Origin of the sequence: Desulfosporosinus sp. FKB (genome assembly GCF_002196705.1) — a bacterium.
GTDB lineage: Bacteria > Bacillota > Desulfitobacteriia > Desulfitobacteriales > Desulfitobacteriaceae > Desulfosporosinus.
In genome coordinates this window covers 42,801-57,936 of the sequence record NZ_NADJ01000008.1, presented here as the reverse complement: position 1 = coordinate 57,936, position 15,136 = coordinate 42,801, and the positions used below count along the sequence as shown (strand labels likewise).

The following is a 15,136-nucleotide window of genomic DNA, read 5'->3' as shown; positions in this document are numbered from 1 at the left end:
TTATTAAATAATTATTAATACAGAAATTTCTAAATAAAATGCCTAAAAAATGACTAACATCAAGATATAATTTGCGCCGGTAAAACTAATGCCTATCTTAACGCCTTTTTAGTCGGATGTCTAGCACTCACGAACTAATACATAATTTTGTCCCGGTAATTGCTTAATTTTTCCTTGTAATTGCAATTCCAACAAAGCCAGTGACAGGGAAGCTACCGATAACGACGAGTGTAATGCCAGTTGGTCAATATGGAGGGGAACGTCACTTAGTTGCTGAAGAATAACTCTATGATCGTCCGTTTCGGGATATTTCCCCTTTTTATACGTATGCTGTCCAGAAGGACCTTTCTTTACAGTCTTGGCTTCCATTGTAGAAAAACACTCATTCCAAATATCCTCAATTCCTTCGGCGATTTTGGCTCCTTGACGTAATAAAGTGTGTGGCCCGCGACTTTGTGGACTAAAAATAGGTCCGGGAACTGCGAAAACCTCCCGTCCTTGTTCTAAAGCAAAATCAACTGTAATCATTGCTCCGCTTCTTTCTGCTGCCTCAACCACTATAACGCCTCGAGAAGAGCCACTAATCAGCCGATTCCGTGCAGGAAAGTTCGCGGCAAGGGGTGGTGTTCCGGGAGGAAACTCACTGATCAAAGCACCCTCATCTAAGATTTCCTTAGCTAAATGATAATTTTCCCGCGGATAAATCTGATCTAAACCGCATCCCAGAAAAGCCCAGGTAATTCCATGGCCTTCAAGGGCTCCTTGATGAGCCGCCGTATCAATGCCGCGTGCAAGTCCGCTTACAACAACAAGACCTTGGGCTGCCGCATCACGAGCTAACATACGTGCTGCAGATTTTCCATAGGCTGTTGCTTGCCGTGAGCCAACAATTGCCAAGACAGCTGAATTGTCTTCAAGGTATCCCTGATAATAAAGAAGAGGCGGAATATCGGTTAATTCAAGTAAAAGAGAAGGATAATTACGATCCTGGGGGGTAACGACCTTAATGTTCCGTGCCCTAAGGTCTGCCCCTATTTTCCAAGGATCAATTCTTTTTCGTTCCTTCAGTACTTCAACAACCCACTTCCCTTGAGGGGCAATCTTTAAATAATCCTTTTGGCCAGCCTCCCATGCCTGCACAGCGCTTCCGAAATAGGCAATAAGCAAACGCAGATGCTGACTACCAACACCTTTCATTGTCCGAAATGCCGCCCGAAATAGTTTCTCGTTATCTATCTCCATCCTAAGCCCCTCCCTTGCCCATCTTTTCGGGGCATAGGGAGTCATCTCCTGCCTAAAACTTTGTTGAATTTTTTGATATTAAGTAAAATAATGCGGAATCTCTCTCAAATTCACGCTCCTTTTGCTCGTCGGATGGCTCGTTTTCTGGGAGTCAGGGTAGTTTTAGGGGGTTGCTGCACCTGTTCATTAGGAGCGGCATCATTATGATTCAAATTCTGCGTTGTTTCTGCAGCTTCCATTTTTCCTTTTTCTTGCTCTGTTAAGGCAATGCTGGCCCGCAGTGCTTCCATTAAATCTACGACCTGACCGCCTTTAGAAGGAGCTTCAACTTCAAAGCTTTCTCCCGCAATCTTACTTTCGATCATCTCCGCCACCTGTTCATGCACTTCATCTCTGTATTTTTCTGGTTCGAATGGACGTGCTAAATTATCGATTAATTGTCGTGCCATTGTTAATTCAGTTTCTGTTGGAACAATTCGGCCCCAGGATGCCTCCATATGTCGTATTTCCTGTGGATAGTGCATGGTCTCTAAAACCAGCCCTTCTTCAAAAACGCGCAGGCAGGCTAAGTGTTGCTTCGATCGCATGGTAACTCGAGCCAAAGCAACTTTCCCGCTTTCTTCCATAGCTTGACACAACAGACGATAAGCTTTTTGAGCAGTCTCCTCGGGAGACAAATAATATGATTTATCATAATAGATCGGATCAATTTCACTCAAGTTAATGAAATCAAGAATCTCGATAGATCGACTAGTAGGTTGTTCTAAAGCAGATAGTTCTTCTTCATCCATAATTACATAATGATCTTTCTCATATTCATATCCTTTGACCAAATCAGCCATTTCAACTTCCCGATCACAATAAGGACATTTTTTAATTGACCGGATTCTATGCTGACAGTCCTTATGCAAATAATTAAATTTAAACTCTTGTGATTCCGTTGCAGCATGCATTTTAACAGGAACATTTACCAGACCAAAACTGATTGAGCCTTTCCATAACGTATGCATAAGCTCACCTCCTCAAATATAGTGTGAACCATAAGGAATGGATTCATGCAAAACCATTATGGCTATTTCCTCTGCGAATATTATCAGCGAAACTGTTAAAAATTAGACTTATCAAATCATAAGACTCCCGCTTATATAAGTGGAAGTGGTTCCCATACATTGCTTCGGTGGGGATAGAGTTCACCCCGGTTAGGAAAACCTATTCAGCCCCGAAGTCGCTTGGAACCTCTTCAGATATAAACATAAAAAAAATAAAACTTTGTTCTTGCCGAACAAAGTTTTATAAATACCAATTTCTTTAATTCCCAGAATAGGTCTCATAAGATAGTGGCTTATCTAAATCATAGAGCTTAACCCTTTTAGCCTGGCAACAATAGCACTGGCAAGAACGGCATAGTCTTCAGTTGGCAGCATTAAAGATGCTGAAGAATCAAATAGAATATTCCCCGAAGCTGGAAATTCATCATCCCCTCTCCATAGTATCAATGTAACCGGTACGCGCGGAAAAGCCCTGATGGTCACTCCCACATCTCCGAGGCTATTAGCATATCCCCCTAAATGACTGACCACTTCTTTTAGTTTATCCGGCTTATCCCCAAAGAATCTGACCAATGGATCAATGGCCCGATGGGTAAAGGGCTGGATATAGATGCTTCCTCCGGGTAATTCTTTAAATGATATTAATTTTCCAGTCTCTTCAACCTCAGCGATATTTGCCAAGTAATGAAGGATTAATATTTGCGTTGGTAGAGATAGTTCCTTTTCGAAGGAATTAGCAGTTTTAAAAATACCGCTGGGATAATCCAGGATATATTGACCGCCCAAAAAATCAATGGAAAGGGTATTACCCACAAGAGGATACTTTGAATAGTGGGATATAACTTCTAAAGAATTTGCTCCAAACTTTTCCAGCGCTAACTCCTGAGCTGCCGTATAATTAACCATACTCCTCTCCTTCTTTCCGTCTGCTGTTATTTTTTTCTCATATTATATCTTTTTTCCATTTGAAAGCCAACGAAATATAAGTTCTGCCTAAATCAAAGAAGGAATAGCTCTAAAAGCAGTTTAAATTCCAAATTATTGAACTGAAGTAAATTTTTTAATACATAGCTTTGCCTTATAATCATATACTAACAATGCTTTCATCAGAAACAGTATATTGCAAGAAACCACCATTTGAAGGGAGGATTCCACATGTCAAGACGACGCAGCAGTATTATGTCAAACGAGTTGAAAGAGCAAATTGCTCAAGAGTTAGGATTTGCTGGGACCCTTCATCAAGAAGGTTTTGGAGGAGTTTCTTCAAGGGACTGTGGAAATATGGTGAAAATGGCTATTGAGTTAGCCGAGCGTAACATTCCAGGGAACAGAATGTCATAAAAAATCAAGTAATTTAATGAATCCCTTGGTTAAGAGCCGGGCATTTGCCCGGCTCTTCTATTTTCGAATGGAATTAATTACTGATTCTTCGCAGAAATGCCTTGGTTCGTTTCTCTTGCGGTCCGGCGAAAATTTCAAATGGCGTTCCTTCTTCAACAATACGACCACCATCGATAAATATTACTCTGTCAGACACTTCACGAGCAAAACTCATTTCATGAGTCACGACAATCATAGTCATCCCGTCTTCAGCTAATTGTTTCATGACGGTGAGAACTTCTCCGACCAATTCAGGATCAAGAGCAGATGTCGGCTCATCAAAGAGCATTATTTTGGGATGCATGGCAAGCGCTCTGGCAATTGCCACTCTTTGACATTGCCCGCCCGAAAGTGAGCTCGGGTAATAATCCCGTTTATCCGAAAGGCCTACTTTGGTGAGCAGGTCTGTGGCAATTTGAACCGCCTCCTCTTTTTTTTGATGAAGTACATGAATAGGGGCTTCAATAATATTTTGTAATGCCGTCAAATGCGGAAATAGGTTGAATTGTTGAAAGACCATTCCAACTTGGCGTCGAATATCCAGAAGATTTTTTGATTTCTTCTCCACCGGCACACTAGAGATTAAAATTTCTCCTGAAGTAATAGACTCCAATCCATTTAAACAACGAAGAAACGTGCTTTTGCCAGAGCCACTTGCCCCGATAAGCACTACAACCTCACCTGCCGATACTGACGTATCAATACCGTTAAGAACACGAGCTTTGCCAAACTCTTTGATTAAACCATGAACATCGATAATTGATTTTTCCGGTGCATAGGCCAATTCCAAATTAATACCCCCTTGTACGATTTTCAACAGCTAATCGCCATTCCATACTGCGCAAAACGACGGAAATTACGGTTGTCATTATTAAATAGAAAGCTGCTGCAGTCGTATAGAATTCCGTCGAAGCAAAGGTCACACTAGCAAAACGCTGAGATGTCTGCAGAAGCTCAGACATTGTAATTACAGAACAAAGCGATGAATCTTTTAAGCTAATGATAAATTGATTGCCTAAAGCAGGTAAGGCAATTCGCAATGCTTGGGGCAGAATAATTCTGCGCATTGCCAAAAATTTCCCCATCCCAAGGGATAAAGACGCCTCCGTTTGTCCAACGGGAATGGCTTCAATTCCTCCCCGAAATACCTCGGCAAGATACCCACCACTGTTAATTCCCAGACCAAGGATAGACGATGCAAAAGCACTCAGCTTAACGCCAAACTGTGGTAGACCGTAGTAAATAAGAAAAAGCTGAACAAGCAAAGGAGTTCCCCGAATAAGCCAAATATAAAAGTTTGCAATGAACCGAAGTGGGGTATGGGATATCTTTAAAAGAGCTGCCAGTAAACCCAAAAGAATACCTAGAGCAATCCCCAACACTGCGAGCTCAATAGTCAAACCTGCCGCCTTCATAAGATAGGGCATATATTTAAAAATAATTGTAAAATCAAGATTCAATGAATGTTACCTCCAATCAATCTACGGTCTTAACTTCACCCCTCTTATCCTCTTATTAACGAATATCCGCATCAAAATATTTTTCACTAATTTTTTTATAAGTACCATCTTCCATCATTTTAGCCAAGGCATTATTTACTGACTCAAGTAATTTCGGACTATCTTTGCGAATGGCAATTCCCATTTTTTCTTCATACAACAAATTCCCTGCCAGCTTAAAGGGATATTTATTTTTTTTGATAGCATTAAGGCCAACAATCTTATCTGTTATTACTGCATCCAACCTGCCATTAAACATATCCCTAAAGGCATCCGGGTCGCCTTTGTATGTCTTGACCGTCGCGCCTAAATCTCGAGCTTTAGTTTCATAAGTTGTGCCTAATACAACTCCTACAGTTTTCCCATTAAGATCCGCTCTACCAGTGATATTTGAATTTGTGGGAACAATAACCTGTGCTCCCGAACGATAATAGGGATCGCTAAAATTTACTTTCTTCAGTCTCTCATCTGTGATCGCCATACTTCCCAGGATCATATCAAATTTTTTGGCTTCTAACCCGGCAATAATCCCATCCCATTCAACAGCGATGGGAGCAGACTTCACACCGATTCTTTTTGCTATTTCCTCACCTATTTCCACATCAAATCCCGTAAGTTGATTTTGCTCATTATAATAGTTAAACGGAGGGTATTGTCCGCTCATGGCGAAAGTCAAGGCTCCCTCCTCTTTAATTTGGTCTAATGTTGTCGCCGCAGCACTATTGGTTTTGGTAGAACTGCAGCCGGTTACAATGAGTAACACAAGAATTACAAGGAAAAGTATATTAATTTTCTTCATAATAAATTTCTTCCTCCTCAAACTTATTTGACCTAACTAAATATTCAAATTATTTAGAAATGAAAAAAATCACCCCCATATTCCCCACTAAGTATCATACAATTTTTTAACCGACAACTTTATTTTATGTATTAAGTTGTTTATACTAAAACTATATCATATTTTTAAGAGAAAGGTCAATTCCGCTTTCCTTCTTTATGCGTATAACCCCCACCTTAAGTGAGCTCTTTCAATTTAAAAAAGGTTGACTTTTGGGTTCTGACAACTTAGTATTATATAAAGAGTTGTTTGTTGGAATATATTTTCCTTCTTTCATAAAATTATCTGCTTATGTTTTTAAATCCTACGGTAAAAAAATTTCTAAGGAGGAATGGCATTGAAGAAAGAACTGTTATTTCCCAATATCAGTCAGGAACAATGGAATGATTGGCATTGGCAGATGTCCAATAGAATTACAACACACGAGGAATTACTGAATTATATATCTCTGCTCCCCGAGGAAATTGAGCACATTAGACGTTGCTTGAAGAATTTCCGTATGGCAATAACACCCTACTATTTTTCCTTAATAGATTTTCAGGACCCGGAATGTCCGATTAAAAAACAGTCGATTCCCACAGTTCATGAATTACAAAAATCTCCTTGCGATTTAACCGATCCTCTTCATGAAGAGGCTGATTCACCAGTACCCGGGCTTACACACCGCTATCCTGACCGTGTTCTGCTTCTTGTAACAGATCAATGCTCCATGTATTGCCGTCATTGCACTAGAAGGAGAATGGCTGGTCAAACTGATCATGCCTTGCCCCTGAATCGTTTCAAACTCGCTGTTGAGTATATTCGCTCCAACCCACAAATACGAGATGTATTAATATCTGGCGGAGACCCTTTCACGCTTTCCGATGAACGTATAGAATTTATCCTTTCTAATCTGCGTTCCATCCCGCACGTAGAAATTATTCGTATTGGCACAAGAACGCCTGTTGTTCTTCCCATGCGAATTACCGATCACCTTATTGAGGTATTACAGAAATACCACCCCATCTGGATTAACACTCATTTCAATCATCCTAAAGAACTTACTACTGAAGCATGCAGCGCCTTGAGCAAGTTAGCCAATGCCGGTATACCGCTTGGAAACCAATCGGTCTTACTTAAAGGCATTAACGATTGTCCTGCTATTATGAAGAAACTGGTCCATGAACTTGTGAAAAACAGGGTAAGGCCTTACTATCTTTACCAATGCGATTTATCTAATGGTATTGAACATTTTAGAACCTCTGTAAGTACCGGTATAGAAATTATTGAAATGCTAAGAGGGCATACTTCAGGTTTCGCAGTTCCTACCTTTGTTGTTGACGCCCCAGGCGGCGGTGGAAAAATCCCCCTGCAGCCAAACTATCTAATTTCTCAATCTAACGACAAAATCATTCTAAGAAATTATGAAGGAGTCATTACCGTATATCAGGAACCCACACGAAATGAAAGTCGTTGCGGAAACTGTGAAGATATCTGTCCACTCGCAAATTCTCGCCAAATTGGCCTTGGAAAGTTACTAAGAGGCGAACTAATAAGCCTGACACCTCAAGAAAATTTGAGATTAAAAAGACGAAAGAAAGTTTCTTTAGCCTGCAGGGGTGAGATAGATGCTTAAGACGACAAATTTGCCAAGTCTTTCAAAAAGCATAATTTTCGATAAACGGAATAGTCGACTAATTGTAAATAACTATGCTCCAAATACTAAACCTTCTTCATTTGGCCGGCACCTAATTGATTTAGCTGCTAAAAAGAACTTGGAAAAGATATGGCTATGGGCATCGCCAAGAGATGTTTCGGAATTTTTACGCGGTGGTTTCCGCTTAGAAGGAAGTCTCTTAGGTGAGGAGAAAAAATTCAGTATAAGCCTTGCCTACTATGTTAATAATGTTCGTGGCCATTCAACTAACAGCCACTTAGAAAATGAGATACTAAATACTATTAGACTGAAACCAATTAGTAAATTACCACAAACACCTTCCGAGGTAGAGTTAAAATTACTGGACGAGTCTTTTGCCGAAGAAATATCAGAACTATTAACTCGAGTGTTTACTACCTACCCCTCGCCGGTGGACAATCCTCAATATATCCGCTCATTGATTCAAAAAGGTAATATTTTTGCTGGTGCCATATCCCGGAATTGTTTAGTTGCTGTTGCAGCTACTTACCCTGATCACGTTCTAAATCGTTGCGAAATGACAGATTGTGCCACCCTAAAAGAATACAGAGGACGTTCACTCTCCGAATCATGTCTTGGCCTTTTAGAACAAGAACTTAAAGCTTACAGTAATTTAACTCTCTATACCCTGGCTCGCGCTCAATCTTACGGCATGAACAGAGTATTCCATAAGCTTGGCTACAAATTTCAAGGCCGCTTAATAAACAATTGCCATATCGCGGGTTCTTTTGAAGATATGAACCTTTGGGTTCGCTAGGGGAATTCATTATGTATAACAAAATTCTGGTCTCTGTCGATACTTCTTCAGTTTCTAAACGTGCCTTGCATCATGCTTTTCAATTGGCCCGAAGCACAGGCTCCAAGTTAACCGTTCTTTATGTTCAACAGATCATCTTATTTTATTATGGCGCTCTAGGCCCTGAGGGTAAGTGCGTCTCTTTATCAAAACTCGAAGGGGAAGACATTTTAAATAACTTATTGCAGGAGCTGGACATCAATCCTGCTTCTGTTTGTCAAAGAACTGCAACCGGTAATTCAGCACTCTTGATACCAGCAATTGCGAAAGAAGAAAAAGTCAATCTAATAGTCCTGGGCATTAAAAACTTTGGAATATTATCTAGTATATTGCAGGACAATACCCAGCAAACAGTCTTAAAATATGCTCCATGTCCCGTTCTAATTGTCAAGTAAACTCATTCAGATAACCACTCCCACTTGTAGAAGCGAGAGTCTTACAATTGAATAAAACGTTTACAAATAATAGGAAAGGCAGGCATTATCATTACCATACTGATAAAGGCCTGCTTTTTTAATAAATTAATTGCTGCTTACTTTATTTAACTTTATTTAATTGTCTATCCTGTTAAACTGTAAACTTCTAAAGTAGGTTGTTATAAGACGAAGCGTGAAAAAATTATATGGAAGAAACGAAGCTCCGCGCAAGCGAGTGGGAGTGGACAATCCTTCGATAATTAGAGAGCCCCTATTCTTTATTGATTTCCTTATTATGAGCCATAGTAATATAGCACAAACTATAACCTAAAATAGAAAATACAGAAGCTGTAAGAAAAAAATCAAAACTCATAGTGGTCAACCTTTCTATTATATAGTTAACAACTTATCAGTATTCCCTTTTGCTCCGTTACGGTGATGTCAGATCATACTTCTGTGCACCATTTGCCGCGAAAGCTTTCTCCCAATTTTCAACATAAGATCCCGTAGCCCATTCAGCCATAACAACCGCCTCCCCTTCTTTCAAATTTATTTTCGTCAAAGGTTCGCTGCCTAACTCAGCATTAGTAATTCCGTAAACATAGAGCTTAGTTTTGGTCGTAATTATAGCGATATCTCGATTAGGTGAAGTGAATGCATCCATAGCATCAGGAACTCGGTCTTTGATATTTTGCCAGCTAAGACACAGTGTGTCATAAGAAACCATTTTGGCAGGAGGAATTAAATTGACATTATAGTCCAGATAGCGAGGGATATTCTCGTCTTGATAGTTAATTCTCCCCTGCAGATACCAATGTCCATTTTTACGAGTAAGCCCAAAATTCTCCTCACTTTCATCATTATCCGTCGCTAAAATTCCTTTACTTCTTAGAGATTGAATAGCTTGATCCCTGGCATTGTTATAAACGACAGATCCTCCATTTTCCAGTAAGTCAGATATCTTAACTCCTTCTTGGGCTGAGATTTTGTCAACAGGTAATACCTGCAATTGATTGACGCCATCAACTTTGTTTTCAATGGCTACATAATCATTACCAACATAATCTATAATTTTTTGGTGTATCGTCTCTGGAATATCATGTTGAGTAATCTTCATCGCTTTTGTTTCAAGTCCTGAAATTTTAGTCGAAACGTCACGCGCTGATAATTCATCCTCTTTTATAGCTCCGTCCGACACATTCTGGACTTGCAGAAACCAAAATCCACTGCTTCGCGGAAAAAATATATCTTTCTCCGTTAATATCGGGTGAAGTTTTCCATTGTTTGCTGCTATCCAAAGCGTCTGATAGGCATGACCATCATTTTCAGGAATTTTTAACCCCAGCAAAACACCTGACGTTGCGGGCCTGCCTTTTTGACTTATAGTTGCTTCATTAGGATTGGCAGCAGCTAAGGAACTGTCCACTTGATCCGATACCTTTTTCAGCAGCAATACCTTGTTCTCGGCGAAGGCGATAAGCTTGAAATCATCAACCCTGATAAATTCACCCAAAAAGTTTTCAGAAGTTGATACGGTGGTTACTTCAATTACCGTATTATTCGGCACTAAACTACTTGAAAGCATCAAGTATTTTGTCATTAAATAATCCGTGGAATTGACCTTTTTTATTTTATAAGAGGGCTGGTTCCAGACATAATTTCCGAGCATAGCTGCTCCCCGGGTGAACTGGGCACTATCTCCAATCCATATTTGATCATTATCTCCGCCGTGTCTGCTGGCACTCAAGTCCTGAATCACAACCCATTTTCCTTCCAAAGGGCAGACATTGCTGTTTGGCGGAATAATTTTCCCCGCAGTAGTCCAGGAAAGTTTAGTACATCCGCCAAGCAAAAAAATGATAAGCATCATGATCAAAAGTCTGACAATCCTAGTCATCAAGAATCACCCCTTTAGGCAGGGTAATCGTGACATTTGTTCCTTGATCTAACACGCTCTTAATTTCTAATTTGCCACCAATTAAAGTGACAATCTCCTCGCATATTGACAAACCGATCCCATTTTTAGAGTGTGAGCTTTTCCCTTTGTAAAATTTTTCTTTGACCATGGGCAATTCATCCGCCCTAATTCCACATCCATTATCAGAAATTATAATCATAAGCACGTCTTCCTGAAACTTTGCCTGAAAGGTAATCCACCCGCCAGGAGACGTAAAATTAAAGGCATTATCTAAAACATTAATGAACAACTGTTTCAAACGATTAGCATCGGACATGATCATTGGTAAATTTTCCGGATATTCGAGGTTAAAATTTACATTTTCCCGGACTGCCCTGGGCGTTAATTGTTTGTGAATATATTCCATAAGATTTTCTAAGTTTATTTCTTCATTTTGGAGCTTAATTCTGCCGGAAATAAACTTAGAAAAATCCAAAAGTTCTTCTACCATATGAGTTAAGCGTTCACTCTCTTTAGCAATGATGCCGAGCCCGTCATTGAGCATATCTTTATGCTGAAATTGTTCATTTTGAAGCGTTATAGCCCAGCCCATAATTGAAGTTAGAGGTGTACGAAGTTCATGAGACACCGAAGAAATAAAGTCATTTTTCAGTTGTTCTTTCTTGACGATTTCATCAGCCATATAGTTTAGTGTATTGGAAAGCTTGCCGATTTCATCTTGATGGGTATTTTTACTGCGGGCTTGAAAGTTTCCGGCGGCCATCTCTTGAGCTGCTTCAGTCACTTCCTGCAAAGGAACAATTATTGTATTTGCCAGGAAGATACTGATTAATCCGACAATAACGACGACTGCGACACCAATGGCAATAAAAATAACGGCTGTATTTTGAATATCTTCATCGACAGCACTTAAGGAGGTGATAAAGCGCAGGGCACCAACGATCTGATCTTTAGCTTTTAAAGGATAAGAGACAGCCATAACCTTTTGACCGCTAAGGGTCCCAATCCATTTTCCCGTCTTACCTGTTAGGGCATCCTTTATATCGTCATAGGCAACTTTCTCAGAAGGAATCGTCCCTTGTGAGTCCATGACAATGTTTCCGTCCTTGTCAACGATCTCCACTTCTGCATTACTTTGGTTCCAAAAAGCATCAACGTTGTAAAGAACATTTTCCTTGAGCGAAGTATCCGAAAAATATTTGGCATATAAATCAGCCGAAATTTTTATCTGATTGGTGAGACTTCCTTCTAAACTGCCATAATAATTGCGCCGGACAGTGTAAATAAGAAGCAGTTCCAAAATTGTGACCGTGATAATAATAACAATCATGAAATTGGCCGTAAGCCTTGCTCTTATACCTCTCATCTTAAGACTCCTGCTGCCAGCGATACCCTGAACCCCAAACTGTCTTAATATAGTTAGGTTGTGATGGGTTATCCTCAATTTTCTCCCGTAAGCGCCTGATATGCACATCCAGTGTTTTGGTATCGCCAAAGTAATCTTCTCCCCAGACAGCATTAAGCATCTCATTTCGTTTAAGTGCCTTTTCTGGGTTTTCCATAAATATTTTTAATAAAGCAAATTCAGTCGGAGTCAACTCAATTTCAATCTGCTGCTTGAAAAATTTGTTTGAAGTTATATCCAAACACAAATCTCCACAGTTGAGGATTTGTTTTGTCTCTCTTGGTCCCATACTTCGCCGAAGCACTGCTTTAATGCGGGCAATTAATTCAAAGGGATTAAATGGTTTAACCATATAATCATCCGCGCCTAGTTCCAAACCTAAGATTTTATCTGTATCCTGACCTTTGGCTGTCAGCATAATAACTAAGGTTTCCGGCATGGATTGACGAATTTGTTGGCAGACTTCCAGACCGCTAATACCGGGCAGCATGAGATCAAGTACGACAACATCAGGAAAAAACGTCTTAAGTATAGACAGAGCTTCTTCACCGGTTATTGCCTCTTCCACATGATATCCCGCCGCAAATAAATTCAGAGTTATAAAGCGCCTGATTGATTCTTCATCTTCAACAACCAGTATTTTTGTTTTCTTCTCCTTCATCAGACCACTCCATCTCATCGAGTTTCTAAGTATTAAACCTGCCCCTTTATTGTAAACCAAGTTATACCGCCGAGGGTAATCATTTTATGGGTTATTGGGCAAACCTTAGAAATCAGTTGAACTTCTTCATTTCTTGAGCTTAACTTGTCTTAATCGGGATATTAATACAATACACTATCTTGTCCTTTTCTTTTTTACAAAGTTCTTAAAAAAAGTTACAAAAAGATTAAGAAAGACAAAAAACGAGAATTCCCCCTCGCTTTTTGTCTTTCTTTCAATTCAGGATCTTTAATTCAACCTAACCTTAAACCAGTTTCTTTAATCCTCGAGACCGCTGTTAAGATTATAGTTCTAAATCGATTAATTTGTGTTCGAGCACATCTACAAGCCCAAAATCTGTCAGGCCTAATTTAGGAACTGTTGGTAAGGAAATAAAGCATAAGGTCATAAACGGTGAGGGCAAGGTACACCCTAATTGCCGAGCTGCCTTATTTACCTCTTCGAGCTCTCCGAGCACAACTTCAGCCGGTTTTTCACTCATTAAACCGCCAATTGGCAATTCCATCTTTCCAATAATCTCACCATTATTAACAGCCGCCATCCCGCCTTGCAGCTTGTGAATCATGTTTACCGCACAGGCCATATCCTTATCATTTGTCCCAACGCAGACAATATTATGATGGTCATGAGACATGGAGGTAGCTAAAGCTCCTCGCTTCAGGCGAAACCCCTTTACGAAACCAATCCCAACCCCTCCTGTCTTACCATAGCGTTCAACAATGGCAAGCTTTAAAACATCTTGATCAGGGTTATTGGCAATTTGCCCCTTAACTACAGGTAATTCCTCAAAATCCCATTCGTTAATAATTTGATCGTTATAGATACGAATCACGTTTACCCGAGTGCTCGGTCCTTGCCTTTTGGCAGGTATGTGAAAGGAATCTTCCGTAATAGGTTTTTGGAGTTTAACAGTCTCTTTAATCCACTCAGGATAACATCCCTGGTTGCTTTCCTTCACAAGCCGACCGTTCTCAGCAACAACGTTTCCTTCATATATTACCTTGACGGGAGTAATATCCGACAATTCTTTGACGAGAAGTATATCCGCCAATCTTCCAGGGGTAATACTCCCGATCTCATCCTCTAAGCGGAAATGCCTTGCTGGATTCAAGGTTGCCATTTGGATCGCTTGAATTGGTCTCATTCCCAGCGAAATCGCTTTATTAACATTGTAGTTAATATGACCTTCGTTACGAATATCAATGACATGCTTGTCATCGGTGCAGAATATTAAATGTTCAGAGCTTAGTCCCTGCCTAATAACCCCGCGAATAAGTTCTTCAACATTACGTTCCGTGCTTCCTTCCCGAATCATCACCGTCATCCCTAACTGCACTCTCTCCAAAAGCTGTTGGAACGTCACACATTCATGGTCATCAGACATACCCGCGCTGGCATAGGCATTGAGCTCCTGTCCGGACCGACCAATAGCATGTCCGTTAACAATCTTTCGGCGGCTTAGGGAGGCAGCGATTTTTTGCAGATATTCATCTTGGACAAAAAGGACCTTCGAGGGATCAAGTTCGCCTAAGCTAATACTTTCCCGCCAGTTTAACAATTCTTCGACTTCGGTCAGTCCTAAAACCCCTCCGGTGGTCTCTAAGCCCGGCGCTGTGGGGACTCGGGAAGAAACCTGAATATAGGTTCGATAAGGAAGACTCGCAATCGAATTTAATAAAGCTTTGACCCCCTCAATCCCCGCAACATTGGCAATCTCCATAAGATCAGCCATCAGGGTTGTCGTACCTTGAGGTACAAGAACTTCGGCCAGGGACTCCGGTGAGAGCAATGTAGTTTCAAAATGCATATGTCCGTCAATTAAACCCGGTATGGCATACATCCCCTGGCAATTGAGAGTCTCTTTGGCTGTTAAACTTGCTTGAGGATCAATAGATACAATTCGTTTTCCCTTAATATATATGTTCGTGGGATAAATCTGTGAGGAATAAACATTGACCAGATTAACATTTTCCAGCTTCAGATCACAATCCTGAATTTTCAAACCCGCTTCAAGCACTGTTTTAATATCTTCGTAAGTTCGCATAGCTATCCCCCCTTAGCAAGAATACAAAGTAAGAGCCAACTTTTTTCGCGTTGGCTCCCTTAAAATCAAATATGTTATGGGCTAGGCGCTTTTGGTGAAAGCGTCCACAGGACACTTTCGCCACCGAAGCCCCGATGTTCTGCTTTAGTTGAA

14 protein-coding genes are annotated in these 15,136 nt (G+C 40.3%); 4 read left to right on the top strand and 10 right to left on the bottom strand.

Annotated elements, in window-relative coordinates:
* Positions 1–120: 120 nt before the first annotated feature.
* The 3 genes from dprA to B5Y67_RS01290 all read right to left on the bottom strand — a co-directional run bounded on the left by dprA (position 121) and on the right by B5Y67_RS01290 (position 3,197).
* A complete protein-coding gene (dprA, locus tag B5Y67_RS01300) occupies positions 121–1,242 on the bottom strand; it encodes a DNA-processing protein DprA (RefSeq protein WP_088224784.1) in 1,122 nt (373 codons plus the stop codon).
* Between the two features lie 110 nt (positions 1,243–1,352).
* Complete coding sequence (locus B5Y67_RS01295; protein ID WP_088224783.1) at positions 1,353–2,252, bottom strand: Ku protein; 900 nt, start codon at positions 2,250–2,252, stop codon at positions 1,353–1,355.
* Positions 2,253–2,588: 336 nt separating this feature from the next.
* On the bottom strand, positions 2,589–3,197 hold the full coding sequence (locus tag B5Y67_RS01290) for a DUF3786 domain-containing protein (RefSeq protein ID WP_088224782.1): 609 nt from the start codon (positions 3,195–3,197) through the stop codon (positions 2,589–2,591).
* Between the two features lie 249 nt (positions 3,198–3,446).
* Between B5Y67_RS01290 and B5Y67_RS01285 the strand changes: the two genes are divergently transcribed.
* Positions 3,447–3,632: a protein sspF gene (locus B5Y67_RS01285; RefSeq protein WP_088224781.1), complete on the top strand. Its 186-nt coding sequence runs from the start codon at positions 3,447–3,449 to the stop codon at positions 3,630–3,632.
* A 73-nt stretch (positions 3,633–3,705) separates the two neighbouring features.
* Here B5Y67_RS01285 and B5Y67_RS01280 read toward each other — a convergent pair whose 3' ends face one another.
* From B5Y67_RS01280 to B5Y67_RS01270, 3 genes are read right to left on the bottom strand one after another with little or no spacing between them, the layout of a single operon-like run.
* Positions 3,706–4,431: an amino acid ABC transporter ATP-binding protein gene (locus B5Y67_RS01280; RefSeq protein WP_088224826.1), complete on the bottom strand. Its 726-nt coding sequence runs from the start codon at positions 4,429–4,431 to the stop codon at positions 3,706–3,708.
* Between the two features lie 31 nt (positions 4,432–4,462).
* Positions 4,463–5,131, bottom strand: coding sequence for an amino acid ABC transporter permease (locus tag B5Y67_RS01275; protein WP_088224780.1), 669 nt, complete (start codon positions 5,129–5,131; stop codon positions 4,463–4,465).
* Between the two features lie 55 nt (positions 5,132–5,186).
* Positions 5,187–5,969 carry an ABC transporter substrate-binding protein gene (locus tag B5Y67_RS01270; RefSeq protein WP_088224779.1) on the bottom strand — a complete coding sequence of 261 codons (783 nt, stop codon included), beginning with the start codon at positions 5,967–5,969 and terminating at the stop codon, positions 5,187–5,189.
* A 370-nt stretch (positions 5,970–6,339) separates the two neighbouring features.
* Here B5Y67_RS01270 and ablA point away from each other — a divergent pair, with 370 nt between their 5' ends.
* Genes ablA through B5Y67_RS01255 form a run of 3 tightly spaced genes read left to right on the top strand, consistent with a single transcriptional unit; the run spans position 6,340 to position 8,874 of the window.
* Positions 6,340–7,623: a lysine 2,3-aminomutase gene (ablA, locus tag B5Y67_RS01265; protein ID WP_088224778.1), complete on the top strand. Its 1,284-nt coding sequence runs from the start codon at positions 6,340–6,342 to the stop codon at positions 7,621–7,623.
* Positions 7,616–8,440 carry a putative beta-lysine N-acetyltransferase gene (gene ablB, locus B5Y67_RS01260; protein WP_088224777.1) on the top strand — a complete coding sequence of 275 codons (825 nt, stop codon included), beginning with the start codon at positions 7,616–7,618 and terminating at the stop codon, positions 8,438–8,440. The genes ablA and ablB overlap by 8 nt, the downstream gene beginning before the upstream one ends.
* An 11-nt stretch (positions 8,441–8,451) precedes the next feature.
* Positions 8,452–8,874, top strand: a complete 423-nt coding sequence (locus B5Y67_RS01255; protein WP_088224776.1) for a universal stress protein — start codon at positions 8,452–8,454, stop codon at positions 8,872–8,874.
* A 451-nt stretch (positions 8,875–9,325) separates the two neighbouring features.
* Here the strand turns inward: B5Y67_RS01255 and B5Y67_RS01250 are convergent, their stop codons facing one another.
* From B5Y67_RS01250 to ade, 4 genes are all read right to left on the bottom strand, one after another.
* Positions 9,326–10,792, bottom strand: a complete 1,467-nt coding sequence (locus B5Y67_RS01250; RefSeq protein ID WP_088224775.1) for a hypothetical protein — start codon at positions 10,790–10,792, stop codon at positions 9,326–9,328.
* Positions 10,785–12,179 (bottom strand): HAMP domain-containing sensor histidine kinase, encoded by a 1,395-nt coding sequence (locus B5Y67_RS01245; RefSeq protein WP_088224774.1) that lies wholly within the window; start codon positions 12,177–12,179, stop codon positions 10,785–10,787. Before B5Y67_RS01245 ends, B5Y67_RS01250 begins: the two co-directional genes overlap by 8 nt.
* 1 nt (position 12,180) lies before the next feature.
* Positions 12,181–12,879, bottom strand: coding sequence for a response regulator transcription factor (locus B5Y67_RS01240; RefSeq protein ID WP_088224773.1), 699 nt, complete (start codon positions 12,877–12,879; stop codon positions 12,181–12,183).
* Between the two features lie 343 nt (positions 12,880–13,222).
* Positions 13,223–14,983, bottom strand: coding sequence for an adenine deaminase (gene ade / locus B5Y67_RS01235; protein ID WP_088224772.1), 1,761 nt, complete (start codon positions 14,981–14,983; stop codon positions 13,223–13,225).
* Between the last annotated feature and the right edge of the window lie 153 nt (positions 14,984–15,136).

Bases quoted from the DNA above. Each gene is read 5' to 3' on its own strand.
- dprA (WP_088224784.1), bottom strand. From the start codon at position 1,242: ATGGAGATAGATAACGAGAAACTATTTCGGGCGGCATTTCGGACAATG.
- B5Y67_RS01295 (WP_088224783.1), bottom strand. From the start codon at position 2,252: ATGCATACGTTATGGAAAGGCTCAATCAGTTTTGGTCTGGTAAATGTT.
- B5Y67_RS01290 (WP_088224782.1), bottom strand. From the start codon at position 3,197: ATGGTTAATTATACGGCAGCTCAGGAGTTAGCGCTGGAAAAGTTTGGA.
- B5Y67_RS01285 (WP_088224781.1), top strand. From the start codon at position 3,447: ATGTCAAGACGACGCAGCAGTATTATGTCAAACGAGTTGAAAGAGCAA.
- B5Y67_RS01270 (WP_088224779.1), bottom strand. From the start codon at position 5,969: ATGAAGAAAATTAATATACTTTTCCTTGTAATTCTTGTGTTACTCATT.
- ablA (WP_088224778.1), top strand. From the start codon at position 6,340: ATGGCATTGAAGAAAGAACTGTTATTTCCCAATATCAGTCAGGAACAA.
- ablB (WP_088224777.1), top strand. From the start codon at position 7,616: ATGCTTAAGACGACAAATTTGCCAAGTCTTTCAAAAAGCATAATTTTC.
- B5Y67_RS01255 (WP_088224776.1), top strand. From the start codon at position 8,452: ATGTATAACAAAATTCTGGTCTCTGTCGATACTTCTTCAGTTTCTAAA.
- B5Y67_RS01250 (WP_088224775.1), bottom strand. From the start codon at position 10,792: ATGACTAGGATTGTCAGACTTTTGATCATGATGCTTATCATTTTTTTG.
- B5Y67_RS01245 (WP_088224774.1), bottom strand. From the start codon at position 12,179: ATGAGAGGTATAAGAGCAAGGCTTACGGCCAATTTCATGATTGTTATT.
- B5Y67_RS01240 (WP_088224773.1), bottom strand. From the start codon at position 12,879: ATGAAGGAGAAGAAAACAAAAATACTGGTTGTTGAAGATGAAGAATCA.
- ade (WP_088224772.1), bottom strand. From the start codon at position 14,983: ATGCGAACTTACGAAGATATTAAAACAGTGCTTGAAGCGGGTTTGAAA.